Here is a 23,888-nt window from a genome sequence, read left to right on the forward strand (position 1 = left end):
ATATAGCAGTGAATATATACGAATGGGAGGCCATGTGATGAAAAGTGATCTGGAACAGCCTAAGCAGCACTCTGAGCAACAAGTACAGGGCCCCGAGCATGAACTTCATGGTGAACGGGCGGAAGAATTTGCGGAACGTTTAATCACCATTCGGCGACACCTGCATCGTAACCCGGAATTGTCCGGCGAGGAAAAGGAGACGACGGCAGCCATTCGCAGTTGGCTGGAAGAGGAAGGCGTCCATATTGCAGACGAATATGCGCTGCGGACAGGGCTTGTCGCTGAAGTAGGCCAAGGGAACGGACCTGTGGTCGCCCTAAGAGCAGATATTGATGCGCTGCCTATTCAGGAAGAGACAAAACTTGAATTTGCCTCCCAGGTAGATGGAAAGATGCACGCATGCGGACATGACGCACACACGGCAATTCTGATCGGTGCTGCACGATTACTGAAACAGCGCGAGTCCATTCTACCGGGAAAAGTACGGTTGATATTCCAGCCATCGGAGGAAAAAGCAACGGGTGCTCGGCAAGTGATCCAGAGTGGTGCATTGTCCGATGTACGGGCCGTATTTGGGTTGCATAATAAGCCTGATCTTCAGGTAGGTACGGTGGGTATTCGGGAAGGCGCATTGATGGCAGCAGCAGACGGTTTTGTTGTCAAAGTGGAAGGTGTAGGCACCCATGCAGCCGTACCTGAAGCCGGCATTGATCCAATCGTGGTTGCCGCACATATTGTTACGGCATTACAGTCCATTGTGAGTCGCAATGTGGGAGCACAGGAGAGTGCTGTAATCAGTGTCACCAAGCTCCACAGCGGCACAGCCTGGAACGTTATTCCCGATGAAGCGATACTCGATGGCACAGTGCGTACTTTTGATGAGAAAGTGCGTGCACGGATTCGCGAGCGTTTCAATCAGGTAGTCGCCGGTGTGGCGGCAGCTTATGGCACACGGGCTACGGTTCGCTGGATTCAGGGACCTCCTGCCGTGGTCAACGATGAAGCACTGGCATCTGCGGCGGAGCAAGTTGCAAGTGAGATTGGATTAAACAGTGTTAGACCGCTACCTTCTCCAGCAGGTGAGGACTTCTCTTTTTATCAAAAAGAAGCTCCCGGCCTGTTCCTCTTCCTGGGCACCTCTGGCCCGCATGAGTGGCATCATCCTGGCTTTGATGTGGATGAACGGGCTCTGCCGCTGGGAGCATATCTTCTGGCAGCACTGGCTGAACGGGCGCTGCACAATGTGCAAGCACATCAAGAGTGATGAGTATAGTGAATCACTGGATCATATTCAGAACATATCCAGATCGAAACGGTTCCGTTCGACGGCAACCGTTTTTCGTATTTGTTGAATTTTATTAGATGGTGTAGTTATGGCTAGGGCTGGTGCAGAAGCGTCAGCTCTGTTTGGGTTTTCTTGCAGGAGGGGCAGCTAAAGGTATTGTTAAATTTATTTTTTTAATGGAAATATTTGTTGACGCTTCCCAAAAGGATGTGCTATATTTTTCTCGACCTTTAATCGTAATAATTACTATTAGACAAAAAGAAGAACAGGAGTAGTCGCTGCGATGAAACAGGAGATCGATTTTATCAAGTTCAGTCCCACTCAAAACATGACGATTCTGGTTAAAACGGATCATGCAGCAGAGAAATACAATCATATTGCAACTCGTCTAATGTCGTATGATAACGTTTACGCTGAACAAGTGGGATTCATCGAACCAACGAGGAGACCGGAAGCTGTGGCCCGTCTGGAAATGGCCGGAGGCGAGTTCTGTGGCAACGCCTGTATGGCACTTGCAGCACACCACGCATCTGAAGCAGGACTGGCACATCAGGAATCTATGGATATCATGTTGGAGGTTTCCGGAACCGATCAATTGATCATGTGCCATGTGAAGAAGCAGCAGAACGAATATGACTGCCAGGTAACCATGCCGATACCAAAGCAGATCGAACAACGAACAATCCGATACGAAGGCATCGAACTCGATATGGTGATTATCCGGTACGCTGAGTTCATCCATATCGTGATCGAAGTCGATGACTTCGACGATACGATGAAGAAGAGGGCACAGACCCTTGCAAGATTACTTGGACTAACACTGGGAGATAAGCTGATCGGTATCTTGTTATATCAATCACACTTGGAAGAAATGGCCCCACTCATCTATGTTCCGGAGCTGGATAGTCTGATCTGGGAGAGAGGGTGTGGTTCGGGTACAGCCTCAGTAGGAGCCTATCTCGCATGGAGCCAGCAGAGTCAGATTACGCAGTACATCAAGCAGCCTGGTGGTGCGATCAAAGTAGCGGTCCAGTGGAATGGCGCAGAACTTGGGAGAATTACGATTGAGGGATCGGTTGGCATCGTGGCTCAGGGCAAGGCTTTCATAGATGCTCCAGCAGAATGGAGCGTTATAAACGCATGAGGTACATGACATGATCGAGACAACGTATTGGGGGAAAAGAAATGATCACATTGGTTCATTTTCAGACATGTTTGAGTGAATTTGCAGAGAAATTTGATAAGCTCGCGAGCAAGTATGATCATACGATTCAGCATAGTGCAGAGCTGGAGGCTGTGATCAATGACTACTCCCACTTTGTGACCGATCAGGACAATAAGGCAGCCTGGGAACAGTTGGAGCATTCGGAGCTGGAAGAACTGGATTCGCTTGTGTGGGAGCTAAGAAATAAATCGGCCCAGTGTGTGGCGATCATGGAGAAATATCGTGCATTGAAGTTAGAGAACGGGGATGTGCAGATTGCCGATTATTTCAAAAACATCGAAGAGTGTATCGATAAAGAATTTGGCAGCTTCCATGTCACCTCCGATTCCAGAGTGTTGTTGGTAGGCTCCGGTTCATTCCCTATGACACCTTTACTCATCGCCAAGCGAACAGGTGCACAGGTCGTAGGGATCGATATTGATGAAGAATCCATTAGACTCGGGCAGAAGGTGGTGGAGACGCTGGGCGCGGGTTTGAAGATTCGTTTGGAGTCAACATTGCTTGAAAATCTGGAGTATACCAAGGAAGCAACACATATCATTTTCAGCTCTACCGTGGCCCCTAAATATGAGCTGCTTGATCAACTGCATGCCCTGACGAATGCGCAGGTGGTTGTAGCCATGAGATACGGTGATCAGTTGAAGTCCTTGTTCAATTATCCCATGAAAGAGACGGACAGCAGCAAGTGGAAGTTGGTGGATAAGATCCTGCGCCCGGATGATGTGTTCGATATTGCGTTGTACCAGAAAGCATAGGTATGCAAGTGCATCCAAGTGCGTCCAAATGGATTACAGATTGAACTTTGAATATAGGAGGCATATATGAGCAATCTTCAGCGAATTCTGATACTCGGAACCGGACCTGTTTCCATTCAGCTTGCGGTAACACTCAAAGACCATCTCAACTGCTGTATAGGCATTGCGGGGAGACAATCGGTTCGTTCAGCATCGATTTTTTCAGCCCTTGAAGAGAGTAATCAACGTATTCAGGTTAGCATTCAAAATGAGAAACATCAATCGCTCGCAGGTGAGTGTTACGTTGATCATGTGTTCAAGGGATATGACACCATTGAGGGCGAATGGGACACAATCATTTTGGCTGTAACAACGGATGCTTATATCGATGTATTGGAACAAATGAATGATGAATTCATCAAACAACTGAAATGTATCATTTTGATTTCTCCAACGTTTGGGTCGAATCGACTCGTGACCCATTATATGAGAGAGCGGAATGCAGAGCCGGAAGTGATCAGTTTCTCTACCTACCTTGGAGATACCCGTTGGATGCACGTACATCCGTCGAATCATGTGATTACTACAGGGGTCAAAAAAAAGGTCTATGTCGGTTCCACTCGTTACCCGTCTGAACAGGTTAGTAAGCTACGCCAAGGTTATGAGCGTTTGGGTGTTGCGCTGGAAGTGATGCGATCCCCACTGGAGGCGGAAACGAGAAATATCTCGTTGTACGTGCATCCGCCCTTGTTCATGAATGACTTCTCATTAGAAGCCATCTTTGGAGCATCGGATACTCAGAAATACGTATACAAGATGTATCCTGAAGGTCCGATTACACAAGTTTTGATTCGGGATATGCGGGCGCAGTGGCAGGAGATTATGAATATTACGGACCGACTTGATATTCAGGGAGTCAACCTGCTCCAATTCATGACGGATGACAACTATCCGGTTCGATTAGAGAGTATATCACGCCAGGATATCGAGAATTTCAATCAGCTGCAGGTCATTCATCAAGAGTATTTATTATACATACGGTACACCTCATTATTGATTGATCCATTCTCGGAACCCGATTCGAAAGGGAAATATTTTGACTTTTCAGCAGTCCCATTCCGTAAAACGTTCATGAACCACGAAGGGGAGCTGGATATTCCCCGTATGCCCAAGGAAGATTACTACCGCATCAAAATCATTCAGGGCATTGCCAGACATCTTGATGTGAGCTGTCCAACCATTGATCAATTTATCGCCAGGTATGAGGCGAAGATTCAGGAAGTGGCTGACGCACACCCGAATCAGCGCTTGTCCGATGCCTTTGTGATCCAATCCTTTGACGAGGATATCCGCATGATCTGCACCGGACTTTGAGTAATAGGGTTAATTACATCTCAAATTAATCAAGTTGAATCTGATGTTTACATCATAACGAAGAGTGCAGAACCAATCTGAAGAAGCGAAGCGGTCGCATTTATCCCCGGATTTTCTCTTTGGAAAAGAGATCAATAAAATCTGGGGATAACAGCGATCGGAAGATGGTACTGCAATCGGAGTTGCCCGATGTAACCTACAAGGTCTGCTTGTAATTTCATCATCAGGAGGAAATGTTGTGAAAAAGGGTCTTACTTTTACATCCATACTATTGCTGGTGTCTGCCATTGCGCTGCTCGCCGGATGCGCTCAGAGCACAAAAGAGAAAGAGAGCGCCCAAACGGAGCCTGCCAATAGCCAGGTACAAACTGAACTTATCTATGCTTCTGCCAAAGATATTAATGATATGAACCCCCATCTGTACACGGGTTCCATGCCTGCACAAGGGATGGTATACGAGTCACTGGTGGAAAACACGCCTGACGGGATCAAGCCATTGCTGGCTGAATCATGGGATATCTCCGAGGATGGCAAGACGTATACTTTTCATCTGCGACAAGATGTGAAATTCCATGATGGAGAGTCGTTCAACGCAGAGGCAGTTAAACAAAATATCGATGCAGTACAGGCGAATGCCGAAAAACATGCCTGGATCAAGCTGTCTACCAAAATCACGAGTGTAAAGGTAATCGATGAGCATACGGTGGAGCTAACGCTGTCGGAAGCCTATTATCCGGCACTAGTGGAATTGTCCATGACAAGACCTTACGTCTTCATATCACCCAAGGATTTCAAGGATGGCGGAACCAAAGACGGAGTAAGTGGTTTCCACGGCACAGGACCTTACAAGCTTACTGCTCATAAAGTCGAAGAGAATGCCACGTTTGAAGCCAATGAAGACTATTGGGGTGGTGCACCTGCAATCAAGAAGATCACATCCAAGGTTCTTCCGGCAGGTGAAACGACATTCCTGGCATTGCAAAAGGGAGAGATCAACTTTGTGTTCACCGATGACCGGGGAGCAGATAGTATCGATGTGGAGGCCATGGACCAATTGGCTGAATCCGGTGATTATCAAGTGGTTCGAAGTGAAGCGATGAATACCAATATGATCGTAGCCAATAGCAGTCGCGAGAATAGTCCGGTTCAGGAAACGGCAGTGCGGGAAGCGTTATGGGTGGGCATTGATCGGGAAACGATCAGTAAAGATATTTTCAACGGAACGCAGACTGTAGCGGACACGCTATTTTCAGCCAATGTCAATTACGCCAAGGTAGACCTTAAGAAACGGGAGTATGATCCGGAATTGGCTAAAAATCTTCTGGACCAAGCTGGCTGGACATTGGCAGATGGTGAAGGTGTGAGAACGAAGAACGGTCAGCCTTTAGCCATGAAATTATACTATGACAGCAACTCGTCTTCACAGAAAATACAGGCCGAAATGATTCAGTATTCCATGAAAGAATTGGGGATTCAGCTTGAAATATTGGGCGAAGAGTCCACTTCCATTGCGAATCGGAGAGCTACCGGGGAATATGATCTGCTCTTTAATCAAACCTGGGGATTGGCCTATGATCCACAGAGTACCATTGCTGCATTTACATCAGATTCGGCATACAAGCATACAACAAGCGGAATTGCCCAAGCAGATGAACTGTACAAAAAAATCGATGAGGTCATGGTTTCCACGGATGAGGCTTCACGCCAATCCCTGTATGCCGACATTATGAAGATCGTCCATGATGAAGCGTTGTTCATCCCGATTACCAACGGACGTGTCACCGTAGTCGCTCCCGAGAATCTTAATGGAATCTCATTTAAGCAGACCCAATATGAACTGCCATTTGAACAAATGAATTTTAAATAGAGCGGAGATGGATATGGGAAGTTATATCGTCAAAAGGATTCTGTTAACCATCCCTTTACTGATTATCATTTCATTTATAACGTTTGTTCTGATTAATCTATCTCCCTTGGACCCGGCGGTTGTTGTGTTACAGGCACAGGAAGTTCCGCAGATCACAGAGGAATTAATTGCCCAGACCAACAAGGCATTGGGGTTTGATCAGCCGTTCATGATCCAGTATGTGAACTGGATTAGGGCTGTTTTGCAGTTGGACTTCGGCAACTCATATGTATCGGGTGAACCGGTGTGGTCTCTGATGGGGCCGGCTTTTATGAACACATTGAAGTTAACGCTTGTCTCATCGGTATTCATTATTGCGCTGTCCATTCTGCTGGGTGTGATCTGTGCCATGAGAGAAGGCACGCTGCTGGATCGATCGGTCAGAGGTACTTCCTTTTTCCTTACCGCCATGCCATCCTACTGGCTTGCAGCCATGATGATCTGGTATTTTTCCGTCAAGCTGGACCTGTTACCTACCAGCGGCATGGACTCGTATCGAAGCTACATTCTACCGGTGATTGTAATCACGGTGAGTTATACGGGCATTTACTTCCGAACGGTTCGAAGTTCCATGCTGAGCAATATGAATGAGGACTATGTGTTATATGCACGGGCAAGTGGTTTGAGTGAGAAGAAAGTTACCCTGCATATTCTGAGAAATTCATTACAGGTGGCTGTGTCCATCTTTTGTATGGCGATCCCGATCGTGTTGGGCAGTACGGTAGTCATCGAAAATGTATTTGCCTGGCCGGGGCTCGGGAGGCTCAGCGTGAAATCCATTTTAAGCAGGGATTTTCCGATTATTCAGGCGTATGTTCTGATGTTGGCTGTCACCTTTGTCTTGTTTAACACGTTATCCGACATCATTAATGCGGCGATGAATCCCCGTTTGAGAAAGGAATTCTGATGCGAATATTGAAAAATCTGCGCAAAGACAAGCTTGCGTTGACCTCTTTGATGGTAATTATCGTCATGATTATAGCGGGCATTTTCGCCCCTCTTATTGCGCCGCATGATCCTGGACAAGTGAATATGAAGCTTCGTTATGCCTCCTCATCCTGGGAGTATCTATTAGGCAATGATCATCTGGGCAGATGTGTATTATCCCGGCTTATCTATGGTATCCGTCCAAGTGTGTTATGGGTTCTGGTTGCGTTAAGTCTGTCTGTTCTGATCGGGGCCATTGTTGGATTCATCGCAGGGTACTTCAAGGGGAAAGTGGATGCATGGATCATGAGAGTCTGTGACATTATGCTGTCTTTTCCCGGATACGTAATGACACTGGCGGTGGTTGGCATTCTGGGTGCAGGACTGGAGAATATTTTGATTGCCTTTGTGTGGATGAAATGGGCGTGGTTTGCCCGCGTTATTCGAACGTCTGTGATGCAATTCTCCGATATGGATTATGTGAAATTCGCCAAAGCCTCCGGCACACTCAATCTGAGAATTATAACCAAACATATTGTTCCGGTTACCTTTGCCGATATTGCTGTCATTGCCAGTGGTTCCATGTGTTCGATGATGTTGCAGATCTCCGGCCTTTCCTTTCTGGGGCTTGGAATCCAGGCTCCGCATGCGGAGTGGGGGATGATGCTCAATGAGGCGAGGGAAGTCATGTTCTCCAGACCTGAATTGATGTTGGCACCAGGCCTGGCCATTGTGGTGGTGGTGTCTGCTTTTAATTTTTTATCGGATGCCCTTCAAGTGGCTCTGGACCCCAAATTGATGACCTCTCAAGGTAAGTCTGACAAGTCTTACGAAAGTGAGGTGAGAAAGACGGCTTATGAATATAGTCGAGGTTGAACATTTGAAAGTATGGGATACCAATACAGGCAAAGTGATCATTCATAACAGTTCATTCGAAGTTAAGCAGGGAAGCTGTATGGCCATTGTGGGGGAAAGTGGTAGCGGGAAGTCCGTTACGTGCAGGGCTATTATGCGACTGAACAAGCCATGGATTCGCCAATCGGGCACAATGTTATTTCAGGGCGAAGACCTGAACCAGCTTTCGGAACCGGAGATGCGGCGTAAGCGGGGCAAGCATCTGTGTATGATTTTGCAGAATGGAATGAGTGCATTTGATCCCTCCTGTGTCATTGGTGTCCATATTGGGGAGACGCTTCAGCAGCATTTTGGCTGGAACACCCGCGAGATTGAACGGAAAATCATCAATGCTATGGAAAGCGTCATGCTCAGACATCCGCGCGAGATTCTGAATCAATATCCATATCAGCTGTCCGGTGGGATGCTGCAACGAATCATGATTGCACTGGCATTGGTGCTTGAGCCCGATCTCATTATTGCGGATGAGCCAACAACGGCGCTGGATACGATCTCCCAATATGAAGTGGTGGAGCAATTGATTCAATTACGCGAACGCATGGGCTGTTCCATGATGTTCATCTCCCATGATCTCGGCGTCGTTCAGAAGATTGCAGATGACGTGATGGTCATGAAAGACGGCAAGATCGTCGAGCGCGGCAGCATGCATTCTGTTTTGACAGAGCCGGAGCATGCTTATACGCAGTATCTGGTCTCTACCCGGTTGGAGCTGAGCAATCATTTTAAGGCGTTGATGCAGGAGGACTCATAGATGCTAAAGGTGGAAGGTATCGAAAAATCATATAACCAAGGCGGACTGTTCTCCAAGCACAGACAACAAGTTTTGAAACAAGTTACCTTTGAATGCCGGCCTGGCGAATGTCTGGGCATCATCGGTGAAAGTGGAAGCGGCAAATCGACGTTGGGCCGTCTGATCCTCGGCATTGAACGCCCGGATCGTGGAACGATCTCGCTCGATGGTAAAGACGTACAGGATCGACGTGTACGGATGGGTAACCTTAGCGCCGTTTTTCAAAATTATACGTCATCCATCAATCCATTTCTTAATGTGGAAGCTGCCATTATGGAACCTATGCAAGCGCAGCAGAAGCTGCGGAAGGATCAGGGCAACTCAGAAAAGGTGGATCTGTTGCTGAACCAAGTTGGACTGGACCCTTCCTATAGATCCAAATATCCGCATGAACTATCCGGCGGGGAGGCTCAGAGAGTGTGCATAGCCAGGGCCATCTCCACCGCTCCCAAATGCATCGTGTTTGATGAAGCGATCAGTTCACTGGACGTGTCTGTTCAGATTCAGGTACTGCAATTGTTGAAAGAGCTTAAGGAAATCTACAAGCTGAGCTATGTCTTTATCACGCATGATATACAGGCGGCAGCTTATATCTGTGACAGGGTTATCATTTTCAGAGAGGGTCAGATTGAAGAGATCGTTCCTATTGAGCAGCTAAAGGATGTTCAGTCAGACTATGCGAAGAAATTATTGAAGCATTTAATTACATTTTAGGGGGAACACCCATTGTGAGTGGAGCGATGTCTTGGCCTTTTCTGCGCTTGTACATATTAGTTCTTCTATATTTCAGTGCCAATGCCATTCTTAACGTGATCATCCCATTACAAGGGGAGTCCTTGGGTGCGAGCGGTACAACGATTGGACTGATCATGGGCGCTTATATGTTCACAACGATGTTCTTCAGACCCTGGGCAGGTCGGATTATTCAAAAGCATGGTCCGATTAAGATATTGCGTCTAATTCTGATTATCAATGGATTTGCGCTGATTTTATATACCTTTACGGGACTCGGCGGTTATTTGGTTGCTCGTATTTTACAAGGTGTATCGACAGCGTTTTTCTCCATGGCCTTGCAGATTGGCATTATTGATGCACTTCCGGAGAAAGATCGGTCACAGGGAATTTCGTATTATTCGCTGTTCAGTTATATACCGGGGATCGTGGGGCCTGTTATCGCGTTAGGAATCTGGCAGACGGGTGGTATGGATTATTTTACAGTGGTTCTGATCGGCATTGCCGTCTGTACGGGCGTCTTCGGATATACCGCCAAAATGGAACCAAACAAGGAGCAACCTGCTGAGAATCTTTCGGAGCAGAACGTGAGTATGTGGGAATCCTTTGCTCAGTTGGTGAAAAATCCGTTTCTGTTTCGATGCAGTGTATTGATGCTTGTGGCTTCCGTTGTATTTGGTGCAATTACGACCTTTATTCCGCTGTATGCGAGCCAAGTACCCAATGGGAATGCGGGTGTGTATCTGATGCTTCAGGCAGGAACGGTGGTGCTGGCTCGAATTATGCTCCGAAAAAGGATTCCTTCCGATGGCAGTTGGCATTCTCCTTTCATCATGGGCACCATGTGTCTGCTCGCCGTAGCTGCGCAATGTGTCAGTTTTGCCGTGACAGGCGGAGTGGTCTTTTTCTATGTGGGTGCTGTGTGCATGGGAATCGGTCAGGCGATCCTGTATCCGACACTCACGACCTATTTATCTTTTGTATTGCCTAAACTGAACCGGAACGTCCTGATCGGGTTATTTATCGCGATGGCGGATCTGGGTATTTCTCTGGGTGGGGTAATTATGGGACCCGTCGCTGACTTCTCTTCCTATTCATTTATGTACATGATGTGTGCTATCCTAGGAGCGGTAATGATCGTTTTTGCCTATGAACGGCGGAGACCCGTGACAGGTACATCTGTGAGTTGACGGCCAGAAGAGAAAGTGGTGACGAACGTTTGAAGTCTTCGATGAATGCAACATCCAATGGAAAATTAAATCCGGTATCCTTTTCGTTTATACGGTTTTATATGCTGGCCTTTTTATTTTTTGCAGCGAATTCAGCTTTGACGATTATTCTGCCTTTGCGAAGCGAAGCCGCCGGATTGAACCAGGCTGAGATTGGTCTGATGATGGGGGCATATATGTTCACCTGTATGCTCTTGAGACCTTTTGCAGCACAGCTGCTGGGTAAGCATGGGCCGCTCCGAGTGATGCAATGGCTATTACTTTTGCATGCGGGTACGCTGCTGCTGTTTGTTGTTTTTGGTGTGGAGACGTATCTGTGGTTGCGAGCCCTGCAAGGGGTGGCAACGGCCTTTTTCTCCATGACGATGCAGGCAGGCATTGTGGAAAAGCTGGAGGACAAAGACCGGGCACAAGGGTTGTCCATGTACACCCTTTTTACAATGGTTCCTTCTCTGGTCATTCCGATCCTTGCTATACAAATCTGGGAAAATGCCAGTGATCTGGCGTTTACGCTGCTGATGATTGGACTGGCGGCGCTGCCACTTCTGATTGGATATAATGTGGATCTGCCGCGGAGTACCGTGCAGAACAAATCGTACACCTTGGGCGACATGTTTCGTTCATTTGGCGGCATCTGGCGCAGCACGCCACTGCTGATCAGCAGTGTGGTGATGCTGTTTGCATCCTGCGTCTTTGGGGCGACAGCGACCTTTCTTCCCCTGTATATGGTATCCACCGGAATGGCGAGTGCAGGGGTATTTCTGACGATTCAGGGATTGGTTGTGATCCTGTGCAGATTCATTCTGCGCAAAAAAATCCCGTCCGACGGTAGCTGGAATACTTGGCTGATGGCAGGCTTAATGCTGTGTGCTGCACTGGGAACCCAGTTGCTCAGTCTGATGGAGATCATCGGGCCATTGGTGTATCTCTCCGCGGTGTTCAGCGGCTTTGCCCTGGCACTGTTGTACCCGACATTAACCACATATCTGTCTTTTGTGCTGCCTGCGGATTCCAGATATGTACTCATGGGGATCTTCATGTCCTCGTATGACCTTGGATTCTCTCTGGGTGGACTGGCGATGGGGCTTATTGTACAGGTAAGTTCGTATTCGACCATGTTTATGATCTGCACGTTGCTCTCTATTGCGGCTATGCTCCCGGTGTTGGTTTTCAGGCAACGAATGGAAGCGGGGAATAAGACCAGTTCTGTGCGATGACAGAACAACCTTCCGATCGCTGTTATCCCCAGATTTTTTGGTTCCTTTTTATAAGGTTAAATCCGGGGATAGCGTATGCTTCCGATGTAGCTTTCTTGCAGAAAGCTTGTAGGCGAAGTGTATGCTTTCGAAGTAGCTTTCCTACAGAAAGCTTGTAGCTCCGCTTCTTCAGGTTCTTTCTGTCCTCTCCGTTTCGTGTAAATGTTCAGTTCAATCTATATAGCTTTGTTGAATCTGTCGCGGTACAGGCGTACTTCTAATTTATATTGATATAGTCCGCTGTCTAGCCTATCCCGCATGTAATGCTAACATTTACAGAGGAGGTTTATGACTCACTTCTTGCCAAAACGTATCCTCAGGTTGCGAAAGTGCAAGGGCCGGTCATCAGCCTTTTTTTTGTTTTTTTGCAGATTGAATCAAAAATAGTTTGACAACGACCGTCCAACAGGATTATAGTCATTGTTGTTAATCGTAATAATTACTATTAAAGTCTGAATTACACAGACTGCACATATAAGGAGTAGATTTCTATGACACAAAAGCAAGTTCCGGTAACCGTACTGAGTGGTTACCTCGGTTCAGGGAAAACGACGGTTTTGAATCATGTGTTGAACAACAGACAGGGACTCAAAGTTGCGGTGATCGTCAACGACATGAGTGAGGTGAACATTGATGCTGCGCTGGTTAAGGGGGAGGCAAACCTTGTCTCGAACCGAAGAGAAACTGGTGGAGTTGTCGAACGGCTGTATCTGCTGCACCTTGCGGGATGATCTGATGCAAGAGATTGAGAAGCTGGTGAACGAAGGCAAGTATGACTATATTTTGATCGAATCCACCGGCATCAGTGAACCTGTTCCAGTTGCACAGACCTTTACATACGCCGATGAGGAGTCGGGTATTGATCTGACTAGCCTAGCCCGATTGGATTGTCTGGTAACGGTGGTGGATGCCAATCGATTCTGGCATGATTTTGGATCAGGGCAGAGTCTTCTGGATCGTAACCAGGCGACCGGAGATGAGGACACCCGTGACGTCGTAGACTTGTTGATCGATCAGATCGAAACCTGTGATGTACTGCTGCTGAACAAATGTGATCTGGTCGATGACACCGAGCTGAACAAGCTCGAAGGTATCATCCGCAAGTTACAGCCTAACGCCAAGATCATTCGGACCGAGAATGGACAGGTGAATCCGTCCGAGATTCTAAATACAGGCCGATTTGATTTTGAGAAGGTGAGCATGTCCGCTGGATGGATTCAGGAACTGGAGAAGGAGTCGCATACACCGGAAACCGAGGAATATGGCATTGGTTCCTTCGTTTATCGCCGCAGAAAGCCATTCCATCCTTCCCGTCTGGCTGAGTTCATGAGTTACTGGCCGGAAGAAGTGGTACGTGCCAAAGGCTTAGTATGGCTCGCGGCTGAAGGGGACGTTGCTGCAAGCCTCAGTCAGGCAGGGCCATCCATTCAGTTCGGTCCTGCGGGACATTGGGTCGCGGCGTTGCCAGAAGCGGACAAAGAAGAGATTTTACGTAACGAACCGGATGTTCTGGAGAAATGGGATGCCCAGTGGGGAGATCGTCAGACGGAGCTTGTTATGATTGGGATCGAAATGGAACGTGCGAGCATTGAAGATGAGCTGGACCAGTGCCTGCTTAGTGATGAAGAAATGCTGGCTGACTGGGGCCATTTCGACAATCCACTGCCATGGCCTGTGGAAGTCGTATAACTGGGAAGTTGATGGTTCTGAATTTGGAGTAACGCTATATAACCACATCTATATAAATTGAAATAAACATTTACACAAAACGGAGAGGACAGAAAAAACCTGAAGAAGCGGAGCGTTCGCCTACAAGCTTTCTGTAAGAAAGCTACATCGGAAGCATACGCTATCCCCGGATTTATCCTTTGTAAAAGGAATCAAAAAAATCTGGGGATAACAGCGATCGGAAGGTTGTTCTGTCATCGGAGTGTGCAGTGTAAATATTCTTTAGTTCAATTTATATAGATAAATAAACATAAATTCAATCAATAAGGAGCTGTAATTCATGGCTAAAAAATCTAAAGTGGTACGTGAGAAGCAACGTCAGGCGATCGTGGCAAAATATGCGGACCTGCGCCGGGAGTTGAAGGAAAAAGGGGATTATGAAGCATTGCAGAAATTGCCGCGGAATGCATCTCCGACTCGTTTGAAAAACCGTTGTGAAGTGACAGGCCGCCCGCGGGGTTATCTACGCAAGTTCAAGGTATCTCGGATTAAGTTCCGTGAATTGGCCCATCAAGGACAGATTCCTGGTGTAACGAAATCCAGCTGGTAAAATGATTAAGGGTGGTATTTTGCTGAAAGGATGTGCATCTTCATGTTGGACTTGTTTACACTAAAAAGGATTCAGTCCGTAATGAACGGATATATTCATGAGAAGGTTCCTTCGCCACTACGTACGATGGTGAAGTTGACATATGAGATGAATGACAATGAATTGATCCTGACCGAAGAAAGACCCGCCGAGGAACGGTATCAATGGGATAAGATGCATATTGCCCGATTTTACTGGGAAGATAATCAGTGGAAGGTGTATGCCAGAGATGAACAGAGCAGCTGGAATCCGGTAGATGTTATTACACCTTGTTCCGATTTTGAGAATGTGCTCGAGCAGGTGGAACAGGATGAGGCTGGACTGTTCTGGCGTACGTGAGCGAGTTCAAAGATAACCACATTCAGTGGCTATCTTTGGGCTTTTTTTGTGTCCAAGGATCACTGAAGTAAAGAGGGGACGATCTTTTGATCTTCCTTCTTTAATGGGCAAAAGAACTAAATAAAATCCGTTTTACAATAAAAATTTATTGTAAAACGATAAATAATATGATAAATTCATATCACTTAAAACAAGTGAGGTGCTTTTTGTGAAGCGAGGTACGACCCTCTTTTTAAAATTGGCTGTGTTACTTATTGGTGTTCCCATTCTTGCCTTATGTATATTCGGCATACCCTGGTTAGCAAACAACCCGGTGAATCCGAATTATGCAGGTGCACTATACCCCATAGTGATTATTATGTATGTGTCCGTTATTCCGTTTATTGTTGCACTGTATCAAGCATTCCGTCTGCTAAGTTACATCGACAAAAATGAAGCATTCTCTCTAATGTCGGTGAAATCCTTAAAAACAATAAAATATTGTGCTATTGTAATCAGTAGTCTCTATTTTGTGATGTTGCCATTTGTGTATGTTGTAGCAGAGAAAGATGATGCCCCAGGCCTCATTCTTATGGGGATGGTTCCTGTTTTTGCTTCATTGGTCATTGCAGTATTTTCCGCTGTGCTCCAAAGATTGTTACAGGAAGCGATTGATATCAAATCAGAAAATGACCTAGTGGTCTGAGGTGAATATATGGCCATTATAATCAATATTGATGTGATGTTGGCAAAGCGGAAAATGACGGTTACCGAGCTTGCCGAAAGAGTTGAGATCACGATCGCCAATATTTCCATATTAAAAACAGGAAAAGCCAAAGCGATCCGTTTATCCACTCTGGATGCCATCTGTAAAGCACTGGATTGTCAGCCTGGAGATATATTGGAATATAAGGCTGACGAGGACGAAGATACAAATGAACTTATATAAAAAATGAACGAAAAATACTCTGCATGTTATATGCAGAGTATTTTTTTGCATCAGCTTGTTCAAGGAATACGTCCCGTGCCCTATAACGAATGATTGTGCATCATACGGAATTGCATAGGTGTTACGTTTTCCTGGGTTTTAAAACAGCGGATGAAGTAGCTTGACTGTGAAAATCCCGTTTCCAGCGTAATTTGTTTAATGGAAAGGTTGGTTGTTGCGAGCAGCTGTTTCGCATGTAGTAGCCTGGATTCCAAGAGGAATTCCGGGAAGGAGATGCCAAACGTCTGACTGAACTTGCGGCTAAAGTATGTTGTACTGTATCCGGCAATCCCGGCAGCATGGTCAAGTGTGATGTGCTCATTACTATGAGAGCGAATATAATTCCCTGCTTCACGAATTCGCTCGGAAGTGTGATTTAAAGAAACATTGATTTGACTCGCTGCGGATTGCAATCGGGTCAGAAGCTCATATAATGTTGCTGCCATGCTGTGCTCGTCCTCCACTTGATAGCCTCTGCCTAGCTCCAGTAATCGATCCATCAGCTTGGTAATCACCGGGAGGTTGGAACATTGAAACAGCCACGGCTCGTCAACCCCTTTTCCATTTAATAGCTCTTCGAGACGAACGCCGTAAAAGTGAATCCAACGAATATTCCAAGGCTCATCCGAATCTGAATAGTAGGTTTGTCTAAGACCGGGACCATAGAGGAATCCCTGTCCACGCGTTAGCTCATAACAAGTGGTTCCAGTGTCCAGGAATCCTTTACCGTCAAGTACAAGGTGCAGGTTATAGCAATGATCCAAGTTGATATCTTTCGTTCGATATTCCCGATTCACATAATGCTTCGGAAAGTCACTGTACCCTCCAATAAAATCGGGAAAACATACATGTCTGGGGAAAACCGGCTTGGGGAGAAAGATGTGTTCTTTCACGTGCATCCTCCATTTGAACGCAACATTTTTATGTAGTGAACTGAAATAGATTCAGTCCACTGTTATTTGAATCTTAGGCAATGACAATATTTTATTATAAGTCGCATAATCTTGTCATTTATTATATGTGAAGGTTCCAATAGAATGGAGGCAATATGGCAGGTTAAGGGGGCAATTAAAGGTGGCAAAATCAATCCAAATGGATGAATTGAAAATGGGGGTCTGTTATTACCCTGAGCACTGGTCGGAAGCGTTGTGGGAGGACGATTTCCGTAGAATGAAAGAGATGAATATCACAGTTATTCGGATGGCTGAATTCGCATGGTCCATCTTTGAACCAGAAGAAGACCAGTTCGATTTTAGTTTTTTCCAGAAGGCACTGGATCTGGCGCATCAATATGGTTTAAGTGTTATTTTGGGAACACCTACTGCAACTCCACCAGCGTGGTTAACATCCAAATATCCTGAAGTATTAAACGCAAATAAGGACGGGGTGTTGTATCAACACGGTATGCGGCGTCATACCAATTACAGCAGCCCAATCTACAGACAGCAATGTGAAAAAATCGTGCGCAATATGGTGATTGCCTATAAAGATCATCCGGCTCTTATTGGCTGGCAGATCGATAACGAATTCAATTGTCATATGGATGTTTTCTATGCTGAGGCTGACCATGTCGCCTTCCGTGAATGGCTTAAGAATCGTTATGAATCGTTAGAGAATCTGAACCAGGCTTGGGGAACCGTTTTCTGGAGTCAGACCTATACCGAGTGGGAGCAAGTTCACCTTACCCGGAATATGGTCAGCCAATCGCCTAATCCTCACCTGGCATTAGATGAAAAGAGATTCATCTCCGCCAATACCATTTCATTTGCCAAGCTTCAGGTGGACATCATTCGGGAACTGGATCCGAAACATTGGATCACAACAAACGGTACGTTTGGACACTTGGATAATCATGAAATGACAGAAGACCTGTTGGATTTCTTCTCCTATGATTCGTATCCGCAGTTTGCCACGATCTTCCCAGGGACAGACGATAACTCATTACAAGATCGGGCCTGGAGCATGAAACTGTCGAACGTACGCAATATGTCACCGAACTTCTGCGTCATGGAACAACAGTCTGGGCCAGGAGGCTGGGTCGACAGTATAGGCATGGGTACGCCAAGACCGGGACAGATCCGATTATGGTCGTATCAATCTGTTCTTCACGGAACAGATCTACTCGTCTACTTTCGCTGGCGGACGGCAACATTTGGCACGGAGATGTACTGGCATGGTATCAATGATTACCATAATCAACCCAACAGAAGGGTACGCGAGGTTGCGCAAGTAGGGGAAGAGTTTGCCAAGATCGGGCGTGTTATTGCAGGTACTACATATCAAGCCGATGTTGCGATCCTACAGGATTACGATAACATCTGGGACGGAGAGTTGGACGAGTGGCACGGTCCGCTTCAGCAACAGAGTGTACGCTCTTGGTATAAGCAGCTTCAGTATCGTCATATTCCGACGGACATGGTTACACTGCAACCAACGACTACACTGAAAGAGTTATCCGAATATAAGGTGATCATTTATGCTCACCCGGCCATCATGACAGACGAGACAGCAGAACTTCTCCAAGCCTATGTCAGTCAAGGAGGCACTCTGTTTTTCGGTGCTCGCACCGGATATAAGGATCTCAAGGGGCATTGTTATATGAGACCGTTCCCTGGGGCTGTCGCTGAGTTGTGTGGTGTAACCGTAGAGGACTTTACTTTAATCAAAGGAACCGTTCCAGCAGCCAAACTGCAATGGAATGGGACGAGTGAGCGGCTTCAGGAGGGAACGTCAACGGCCGGATTTAACGAAGTTCTTCATGTGGAGCATCCTGAGGTGCAGGTCATGGCTGAGTATACATCCGAATATTATGCAGGTAGTCCTGCATTGACCAAACGTACGGTAGGTCAGGGGCAAGTATGGTATTATGGAGCGGCTTACAATGAACCAGTCGTTGATGCACTCCTGGATGAAATAGGGCTATCTTCACCTGTGGGTGATCTGGTAGAGGTACCGTCCGAAGTTGAGCTTGGTATCCGTTCCGGTAAGGATAAAACTTATGTATTTTTACTCAACTACTCGGATCAACAAGTGGCTATCAAGCTTAAGAAGCAAGCAAAAGAGTTACTGTCAGGTACAACACTTCAGAATGAGATCAATATGCCCGCGTATGGTGTATTCATCCTGGAGATTGATTTGCCACATTAAAAAATTCATTCATCCACATATGTATTATATATAGAAAGAAACACCAAAAACGCCTTGCAGCTATTGCAAGGCGTTTTGTATATGCATGATGTAATGTGTAATACACGTTGAGCATGGGCTGTTATTATCTACATTTGGTATAACTATGCTTCGTACAAAATCTCACCTGTCCGGGATACATCATATCCCTCGAATGATTGCAGTTCCTGCCTGAACTCCGGCGATTGGAGAATCCGCAGGACAGATTCTGTCCAGGCTTCATTACCTTGCTTCCTCAGCATGACCAGATCATAGCGCTCCTGAGTGAGCGGGACAAAATCAACCTGACCCACAAGTCGTGCAGCTTTTTCAATGCCAACTCCGACATCAGCTTCACCTGAACTGACTTTGGCAGCCACGCCCATGTGACTGGTTTCCTCGGTTTCATATCCGATCAGACCTGCAGCAGGAATTCCGTGCAGCCGAAGTTGCTCATCCAGCAAAACCCTCGCGCCAGAACCTTTCTCCCGATTAGCTAGTCTCAGTTCAGGCTTGCTCAGATCGGTCCAATTCTGTAAGTTCTGTGGATTGCCACGCTGTACATACAGTCCGGCAGGACGTGACAGCAGGTTCACCACAACATAGGACCGTCCTGTCAGAATTTTGCGAATATACGGCAGATTATACTCACCGGTATCTCCGTCGAGCAGATGGGTGCTGACCAGATCGGACTCACCGCGGTACATCGAGATAAGCCCATCCAGACTACCCATGAACGAGCGTAGCGGACGAATGTCCCGAGTTTGTTTTTCCATATGGCGCATTAGAATATCCAGACTGACATCCTGACCTGTTATGACCAGATGCCGTGGTACAGCAGTCATTGCATGAGCAGAACTCGCTGGAGTAATCGCAAGCGTTGACCCAACGGGTGTAGTCGATAGTAAGGAAGTTCCCTGAAAATCACCCTGACCTGGCTGGGTCCCTGATGCCGAGGTCTGATGAGGAGTCAATATACGCTGCCCTGAGGACTGTAGTTGCTTGGAGCGACGTTTATATGCCTCCAGATCGGTTGCATCAATTCGCATTTGTTTACCCACACGGTATGCGACGAGGTCTCCTTTTTTGATTAGGTCATAGACCGTCAGTTTCGATATTTTGAGCAGCTTGGATATTTCTTCGGTTGTGTAGGATTGCTCCTCCGTCATAAGTGAAGATCCTCCTTCAAAGGTATAGAGCAATTATGGTTTTGTTATGAATGTTTCTTGTACTATATCATTAATTGAGGGATGCCATAAACTTGAGAACACGCAATAAACGCATAGGACAGATAACAAAAATCAAATGTGATCTTAATCACCTTCCCATTTTTTTTGTCTTGTGTATAATTAGATATAATCAATTATAACTAGTTATATCTAAAGATAACGTTGGGGGAGAAATGAATGAGAAAGAGAATCGGATATGTGTTGGGAAGTATGTCACTGGGACTGGCTCTTGTATTGGCTGGTTGCGGCGCAAGCACAGGCACTGCGGGTACATCCACGGGTGCAGAACAAACGACCTCAACGCCAGCGGCATCAGGTGAAAGTTCATCAGCAGGAAATACCGATTCACAGGAAACGGTAGATCTGACAATCTCTGCGGCGGCAAGTCTGACCGATGCGATGAAAGAAATTGAAACCAATTATGAGTTAGCTAATCCTTATATAGAACTTAATTTTAACTTTGGCGCCTCGGGTGCCTTGCAACAGCAGATTGAACAGGGTGCCCCGGCTGATGTCTTTGTATCGGCGGCAACAAAAAATATGAATGCGCTAGTGGATGAAAACCTGATTGCATCGGGCGATCAGAAGAATCTGCTACAGAATTCACTGGTGGCCATAGTGCCAGCAGATGGGACCCACACAGTAACCAGTGAAACGGATCTCACCAGCGACTCCATCAAGACGGTAGCCATTGGGATTCCGGAAAGTGTTCCTGCGGGAACCTATGCCAAGGAAGCTCTGACCAATGCCAAGCTGTGGGATGAACTGGAAAGCAAGCTTGTGCAGGGGAAAGACGTTAGACAGGTTCTTCAATATGTAGAGACAGGTAATGCAGATGCAGGATTTGTATATAAAACGGATGCTCTTACTTCGGATCAGGTGAAAATTGCGTTTGAGGTGGACAAGAACAGCTACACACCAGCCAGTTATCCAATAGGCATTATTGAAGGAACCAAACACCGTACAGAGGCCGAACAATTTTATGCGTATTTACAAACCCCTGAAGTGCTCGATATCTTCGCTAGATACGGATTCACAATTCCCGAATGAATGTGAACGCCATAGACTGGTCCGTATTCTGGTCACCGGTGCGCCTATCGCTTCAGGTTGCGTTATTATCCAGCATAGTGGCCACGGTGCTCGGAATTGCGATAGCCTGGAAGATGTCACGTTCTTCATTTCGGGGAAAGATTCTGCTGGAAACGGCATTTATGCTGCCGCTAGTCCTTCCTCCGACGGTGGTTGGATTTCTGTTACTTGTCATACTGGGACGTAAAAGTCTGTTTGGACAATGGATTGAAGCCATATTCTCCACACCGGTTATTTTCACCTGGTGGGCTGCGGTGATTGCTTCGGTGGTGGTTGCTTTTCCACTCGTGTATCAGACGATGAAATCGGGATTCAGTGGTGTGGATCGGGATCTGGAAGATGCGGGTCGTTCGATTGGGGCAAATGAGTGGCAGGTCTTTCGTTACATCTCCCTGCCGCTCGCAGGCAGAGCATTGATGACCGCTTTCATCCTGGGCTTTGCCCGTGCACTCGGGGAATTTGGTGCGACACTAATGATCGCAGGCAATATTCCGGGCAAAACACAAACGGTACCTACGGCAATCTATGTCGCTGTGGATTCGGGCAATCAGACCATGGCTTGGGCATGGACTGTTTCCATTATTATCATCTCATTTCTCATGTTACTGATGACCAGACAGCAACGAGATGGAAAAAACGACTGATTTGATATGTGTTAATATTATATGTAAAATGATGAAAAACCCGTTTTGAGGAAAGAACTTTTTTCCTTAACGCGGGTTTTTATTACCAATTTCATATGTACCAATATCAATATCCTGCCAAATTGGTCTTAATGGAAATGTAAAGCTGTTTTAACATAAAAAAATAAAAATTTTCCCAAAATTTAATCGTTCAGTACTCGCTTTCAGTGGGCTTGTTCCTGTAAGATAGAAGTAATGGATTCCAGCCAAGTACTGAAATAAGGAGAGACGACGATGAACACTAAATCTGATTGCGGCGTTTCGTTGCAAATCGATGACTATCTGGATCTTTTGCATTTTGCCATCCAAATTCAGGATCAGGAATGGCAGCAATCCCTTATCCGCCAACTCAAAATATTTCAGACGGCGACGGAGCAGCAACGCACACCAGAAGAGGAATTATGGACACGGTTTGATTACATCAACAGCAAACTGACAGGTCTGTGCCACCAGATTCATGCCGCTCATTCCATGGACGAACGCAAGAAGTTCGAGGAACGAATCGGTCTCTTACAATTACAGCGAGTGGAAGTTGCACGTAAAATTAAATGGGCGAGTCGCAGATAGATGAGTAGTGTATACACCAAGTGATGCACCGCCAAAATGGTATAATCAGTGAGAGTCATATAAGAAGAAGCCATCCACCAATCGATATGGAGGATGGCTTTTTCTTATACACTATAGAGAAGTCCTATAACCATATCAGGATGTCCTATTAGTTTAGTTATTGCCCTAAGATGACTTGTAATGATATTCTTTGTTCAACCTAATTCCGACTATACAAGTAAGAATGGTTTGTTAATGGGGTAGAGGAATGGGAGTACACATCATATTCGCTGTGATAACAGCCTGTGGAGGAGATTGGGAATGGTTAAAAAACGGGGGATTCAAAAATTCCGGACAGCACTGCTGTTCATTACAATGCTGGCGGTACTGGCTGGATGCAGCACAGGAACTGCAAGCAATGATTCAGAATCTGCTTCGGCAGCAGGCGACACCAAAGTGAAAAAGATCATTGTAGGAACAGGTACACAGTTCCCAAATGTCTGCTTCATTGATGAGAATGGCAAGTTAACAGGTTATGATGTGGAACTGATCCGGGAGATCGACAAACGTTTACCTGAGTATGAATTCGAATTCAGCACCATGGATTTCAAAAACCTGCTGCTGAGTCTGGAAACGAAAAAAATTGACCTGATCGCTCACCAGATGGAAGTGAATGATGAGAGACAGGCCAAGTTCCTGTTTAATGATGAAGCCTATAATATTTTTCCAAATAAAATTGTCGTAAGTCAGAAAAATGAGGAAGTAAAATCGATTGAGGATCTAAAAGGGAAAAAACTGATTGTTGGTGCTACAAGTAATGCGGCTGTACTTGCTGAGAAATGGAATGCAGCGAACGGCAACGGGATTGATATCGTTTATTCCGGAGCGGGTGAGGATACCATTACTCAGATCAAAACAGGCCGGGTGGATGCCACCATCAGCACTCAGTTTGCCATTGATTATCAGAATAAGGCGGTTGATGCTCAGTTGAAAACGGTAGGAGATGCCCTCTCCAACTCCAAAGTGTACTTCATTCTGAACAAAGATGAGCAGGAGCTCAAAACCAAAGTGGACGAAGCGCTCAAAGCGATCAAAGAAGATGGAACATTAGGCAAACTGAGCACTGAGTGGCTTGGAGCTGACTATACGGTTGAAGAGTAGTCTGAGAAAGGTGTGCAGC

The 23,888-nt window shown here is 46.2% G+C and carries 22 protein-coding genes and 1 pseudogene; 21 read left to right on the forward strand and 2 right to left on the reverse strand.

Annotated features, from left to right (window positions below):
• The first annotated feature begins 37 nt into the window (after nucleotides 1-37).
• The 16 genes and pseudogenes from QF041_RS26495 (at nucleotide 38) to QF041_RS26570 (ending at nucleotide 15,957) form a co-directional block, all read left to right on the forward strand.
• Complete coding sequence (locus tag QF041_RS26495; protein ID WP_307416239.1) at nucleotides 38-1,264, forward strand: amidohydrolase; 1,227 nt, start codon at nucleotides 38-40, stop codon at nucleotides 1,262-1,264.
• A gap of 304 nt (nucleotides 1,265-1,568) precedes the next feature.
• Nucleotides 1,569-2,429 carry a histidine racemase CntK family protein gene (locus tag QF041_RS26500; protein WP_307416241.1) on the forward strand — a complete coding sequence of 287 codons (861 nt, stop codon included), beginning with the start codon at nucleotides 1,569-1,571 and terminating at the stop codon, nucleotides 2,427-2,429.
• A gap of 41 nt (nucleotides 2,430-2,470) precedes the next feature.
• The gene (locus tag QF041_RS26505; RefSeq protein WP_307416242.1) at nucleotides 2,471-3,265 is read left to right on the forward strand and encodes an SAM-dependent methyltransferase; all 795 of its coding nucleotides are present in this window, start codon (nucleotides 2,471-2,473) and stop codon (nucleotides 3,263-3,265) included.
• 66 nt (nucleotides 3,266-3,331) lie between these two features.
• Nucleotides 3,332-4,618, forward strand: a complete 1,287-nt coding sequence (locus QF041_RS26510) for an opine metallophore biosynthesis dehydrogenase (RefSeq protein ID WP_307416243.1) — start codon at nucleotides 3,332-3,334, stop codon at nucleotides 4,616-4,618.
• A 238-nt stretch (nucleotides 4,619-4,856) separates the two neighbouring features.
• Nucleotides 4,857-6,485, forward strand: coding sequence for a staphylopine-dependent metal ABC transporter substrate-binding lipoprotein (cntA, locus tag QF041_RS26515; protein ID WP_307416244.1), 1,629 nt, complete (start codon nucleotides 4,857-4,859; stop codon nucleotides 6,483-6,485).
• A gap of 13 nt (nucleotides 6,486-6,498) precedes the next feature.
• A complete protein-coding gene (gene opp1B, locus QF041_RS26520; RefSeq protein ID WP_307416246.1) occupies nucleotides 6,499-7,431 on the forward strand; it encodes a nickel/cobalt ABC transporter permease in 933 nt (310 codons plus the stop codon).
• Nucleotides 7,431-8,327, forward strand: coding sequence for a staphylopine uptake ABC transporter permease subunit CntC (gene cntC / locus QF041_RS26525; protein WP_307416248.1), 897 nt, complete (start codon nucleotides 7,431-7,433; stop codon nucleotides 8,325-8,327). The genes opp1B and cntC overlap by 1 nt, the downstream gene beginning before the upstream one ends.
• Nucleotides 8,308-9,117, forward strand: coding sequence for a staphylopine uptake ABC transporter ATP-binding protein CntD (gene cntD, locus QF041_RS26530; RefSeq protein WP_307416249.1), 810 nt, complete (start codon nucleotides 8,308-8,310; stop codon nucleotides 9,115-9,117). The genes cntC and cntD overlap by 20 nt, the downstream gene beginning before the upstream one ends.
• A complete protein-coding gene (locus QF041_RS26535; protein ID WP_307416250.1) occupies nucleotides 9,118-9,870 on the forward strand; it encodes an ABC transporter ATP-binding protein in 753 nt (250 codons plus the stop codon).
• Nucleotides 9,871-9,884: 14 nt separating this feature from the next.
• On the forward strand, nucleotides 9,885-11,078 hold the full coding sequence (gene cntE / locus QF041_RS26540; protein ID WP_307416251.1) for a staphylopine family metallophore export MFS transporter CntE: 1,194 nt from the start codon (nucleotides 9,885-9,887) through the stop codon (nucleotides 11,076-11,078).
• Nucleotides 11,075-12,334 carry a staphylopine family metallophore export MFS transporter CntE gene (cntE, locus tag QF041_RS26545; RefSeq protein ID WP_373461365.1) on the forward strand — a complete coding sequence of 420 codons (1,260 nt, stop codon included), beginning with the start codon at nucleotides 11,075-11,077 and terminating at the stop codon, nucleotides 12,332-12,334. The genes cntE (QF041_RS26540) and cntE (QF041_RS26545) overlap by 4 nt, the downstream gene beginning before the upstream one ends.
• A gap of 530 nt (nucleotides 12,335-12,864) precedes the next feature.
• Nucleotides 12,865-14,062: pseudogene (locus QF041_RS26550) on the forward strand (GTP-binding protein).
• A 319-nt stretch (nucleotides 14,063-14,381) separates the two neighbouring features.
• Complete coding sequence (gene rpsN, locus QF041_RS26555; RefSeq protein WP_036605831.1) at nucleotides 14,382-14,651, forward strand: 30S ribosomal protein S14; 270 nt, start codon at nucleotides 14,382-14,384, stop codon at nucleotides 14,649-14,651.
• Between the two features lie 42 nt (nucleotides 14,652-14,693).
• A complete protein-coding gene (locus tag QF041_RS26560; RefSeq protein WP_307416252.1) occupies nucleotides 14,694-15,029 on the forward strand; it encodes a DUF3024 domain-containing protein in 336 nt (111 codons plus the stop codon).
• 208 nt (nucleotides 15,030-15,237) lie between these two features.
• A complete protein-coding gene (locus tag QF041_RS26565; RefSeq protein WP_076211191.1) occupies nucleotides 15,238-15,714 on the forward strand; it encodes a DUF2975 domain-containing protein in 477 nt (158 codons plus the stop codon).
• Nucleotides 15,715-15,723: 9 nt separating this feature from the next.
• Nucleotides 15,724-15,957, forward strand: coding sequence for a helix-turn-helix domain-containing protein (locus tag QF041_RS26570; RefSeq protein WP_036605834.1), 234 nt, complete (start codon nucleotides 15,724-15,726; stop codon nucleotides 15,955-15,957).
• An 80-nt stretch (nucleotides 15,958-16,037) separates the two neighbouring features.
• Here the strand turns inward: QF041_RS26570 and QF041_RS26575 are convergent, their stop codons facing one another.
• Nucleotides 16,038-16,889: a helix-turn-helix transcriptional regulator gene (locus tag QF041_RS26575; protein ID WP_307416253.1), complete on the reverse strand. Its 852-nt coding sequence runs from the start codon at nucleotides 16,887-16,889 to the stop codon at nucleotides 16,038-16,040.
• A gap of 181 nt (nucleotides 16,890-17,070) precedes the next feature.
• Here QF041_RS26575 and QF041_RS26580 point away from each other — a divergent pair, with 181 nt between their 5' ends.
• Nucleotides 17,071-19,143 (forward strand): beta-galactosidase, encoded by a 2,073-nt coding sequence (locus tag QF041_RS26580; protein WP_307416254.1) that lies wholly within the window; start codon nucleotides 17,071-17,073, stop codon nucleotides 19,141-19,143.
• A 143-nt stretch (nucleotides 19,144-19,286) separates the two neighbouring features.
• On the opposite strand, the gene QF041_RS26585 is transcribed toward QF041_RS26580, so the two are convergent.
• Complete coding sequence (locus QF041_RS26585; RefSeq protein WP_307416255.1) at nucleotides 19,287-20,330, reverse strand: helix-turn-helix transcriptional regulator; 1,044 nt, start codon at nucleotides 20,328-20,330, stop codon at nucleotides 19,287-19,289.
• Nucleotides 20,331-20,567: 237 nt separating this feature from the next.
• Between QF041_RS26585 and modA the strand changes: the two genes are divergently transcribed.
• The 4 genes from modA to QF041_RS26605 all read left to right on the forward strand — a co-directional run bounded on the left by modA (nucleotide 20,568) and on the right by QF041_RS26605 (nucleotide 23,869).
• Complete coding sequence (modA, locus tag QF041_RS26590; RefSeq protein ID WP_307416256.1) at nucleotides 20,568-21,440, forward strand: molybdate ABC transporter substrate-binding protein; 873 nt, start codon at nucleotides 20,568-20,570, stop codon at nucleotides 21,438-21,440.
• Nucleotides 21,437-22,123 (forward strand): molybdate ABC transporter permease subunit, encoded by a 687-nt coding sequence (gene modB / locus QF041_RS26595; protein WP_307416257.1) that lies wholly within the window; start codon nucleotides 21,437-21,439, stop codon nucleotides 22,121-22,123. Before modA ends, modB begins: the two co-directional genes overlap by 4 nt.
• Before the next feature lie 273 nt (nucleotides 22,124-22,396).
• Nucleotides 22,397-22,729, forward strand: coding sequence for a hypothetical protein (locus tag QF041_RS26600; protein WP_017692504.1), 333 nt, complete (start codon nucleotides 22,397-22,399; stop codon nucleotides 22,727-22,729).
• A 318-nt stretch (nucleotides 22,730-23,047) separates the two neighbouring features.
• Nucleotides 23,048-23,869, forward strand: a complete 822-nt coding sequence (locus tag QF041_RS26605) for a transporter substrate-binding domain-containing protein (protein WP_036673581.1) — start codon at nucleotides 23,048-23,050, stop codon at nucleotides 23,867-23,869.
• Nucleotides 23,870-23,888: the final 19 nt, after the last annotated feature.

The sequence above is a fragment of the Paenibacillus sp. W2I17 genome (genome assembly GCF_030815985.1).
GTDB lineage: Bacteria > Bacillota > Bacilli > Paenibacillales > Paenibacillaceae > Paenibacillus.

Coding starts and splice junctions, on each gene's coding strand:
- QF041_RS26495 (WP_307416239.1), top strand. CDS start 38: ATGAAAAGTGATCTGGAACAGCCTAAGCAGCACTCTGAGCAACAAGTA.
- QF041_RS26500 (WP_307416241.1), top strand. CDS start 1,569: ATGAAACAGGAGATCGATTTTATCAAGTTCAGTCCCACTCAAAACATG.
- QF041_RS26505 (WP_307416242.1), top strand. CDS start 2,471: ATGATCACATTGGTTCATTTTCAGACATGTTTGAGTGAATTTGCAGAG.
- QF041_RS26510 (WP_307416243.1), top strand. CDS start 3,332: ATGAGCAATCTTCAGCGAATTCTGATACTCGGAACCGGACCTGTTTCC.
- opp1B (WP_307416246.1), top strand. CDS start 6,499: ATGGGAAGTTATATCGTCAAAAGGATTCTGTTAACCATCCCTTTACTG.
- cntC (WP_307416248.1), top strand. CDS start 7,431: ATGCGAATATTGAAAAATCTGCGCAAAGACAAGCTTGCGTTGACCTCT.
- cntD (WP_307416249.1), top strand. CDS start 8,308: ATGAATATAGTCGAGGTTGAACATTTGAAAGTATGGGATACCAATACA.
- QF041_RS26535 (WP_307416250.1), top strand. CDS start 9,118: ATGCTAAAGGTGGAAGGTATCGAAAAATCATATAACCAAGGCGGACTG.
- rpsN (WP_036605831.1), top strand. CDS start 14,382: ATGGCTAAAAAATCTAAAGTGGTACGTGAGAAGCAACGTCAGGCGATC.
- QF041_RS26560 (WP_307416252.1), top strand. CDS start 14,694: ATGTTGGACTTGTTTACACTAAAAAGGATTCAGTCCGTAATGAACGGA.
- QF041_RS26570 (WP_036605834.1), top strand. CDS start 15,724: ATGGCCATTATAATCAATATTGATGTGATGTTGGCAAAGCGGAAAATG.
- QF041_RS26585 (WP_307416255.1), bottom strand. CDS start 20,330: ATGACGGAGGAGCAATCCTACACAACCGAAGAAATATCCAAGCTGCTC.
- modA (WP_307416256.1), top strand. CDS start 20,568: ATGAGAAAGAGAATCGGATATGTGTTGGGAAGTATGTCACTGGGACTG.
- modB (WP_307416257.1), top strand. CDS start 21,437: ATGAATGTGAACGCCATAGACTGGTCCGTATTCTGGTCACCGGTGCGC.
- QF041_RS26600 (WP_017692504.1), top strand. CDS start 22,397: ATGAACACTAAATCTGATTGCGGCGTTTCGTTGCAAATCGATGACTAT.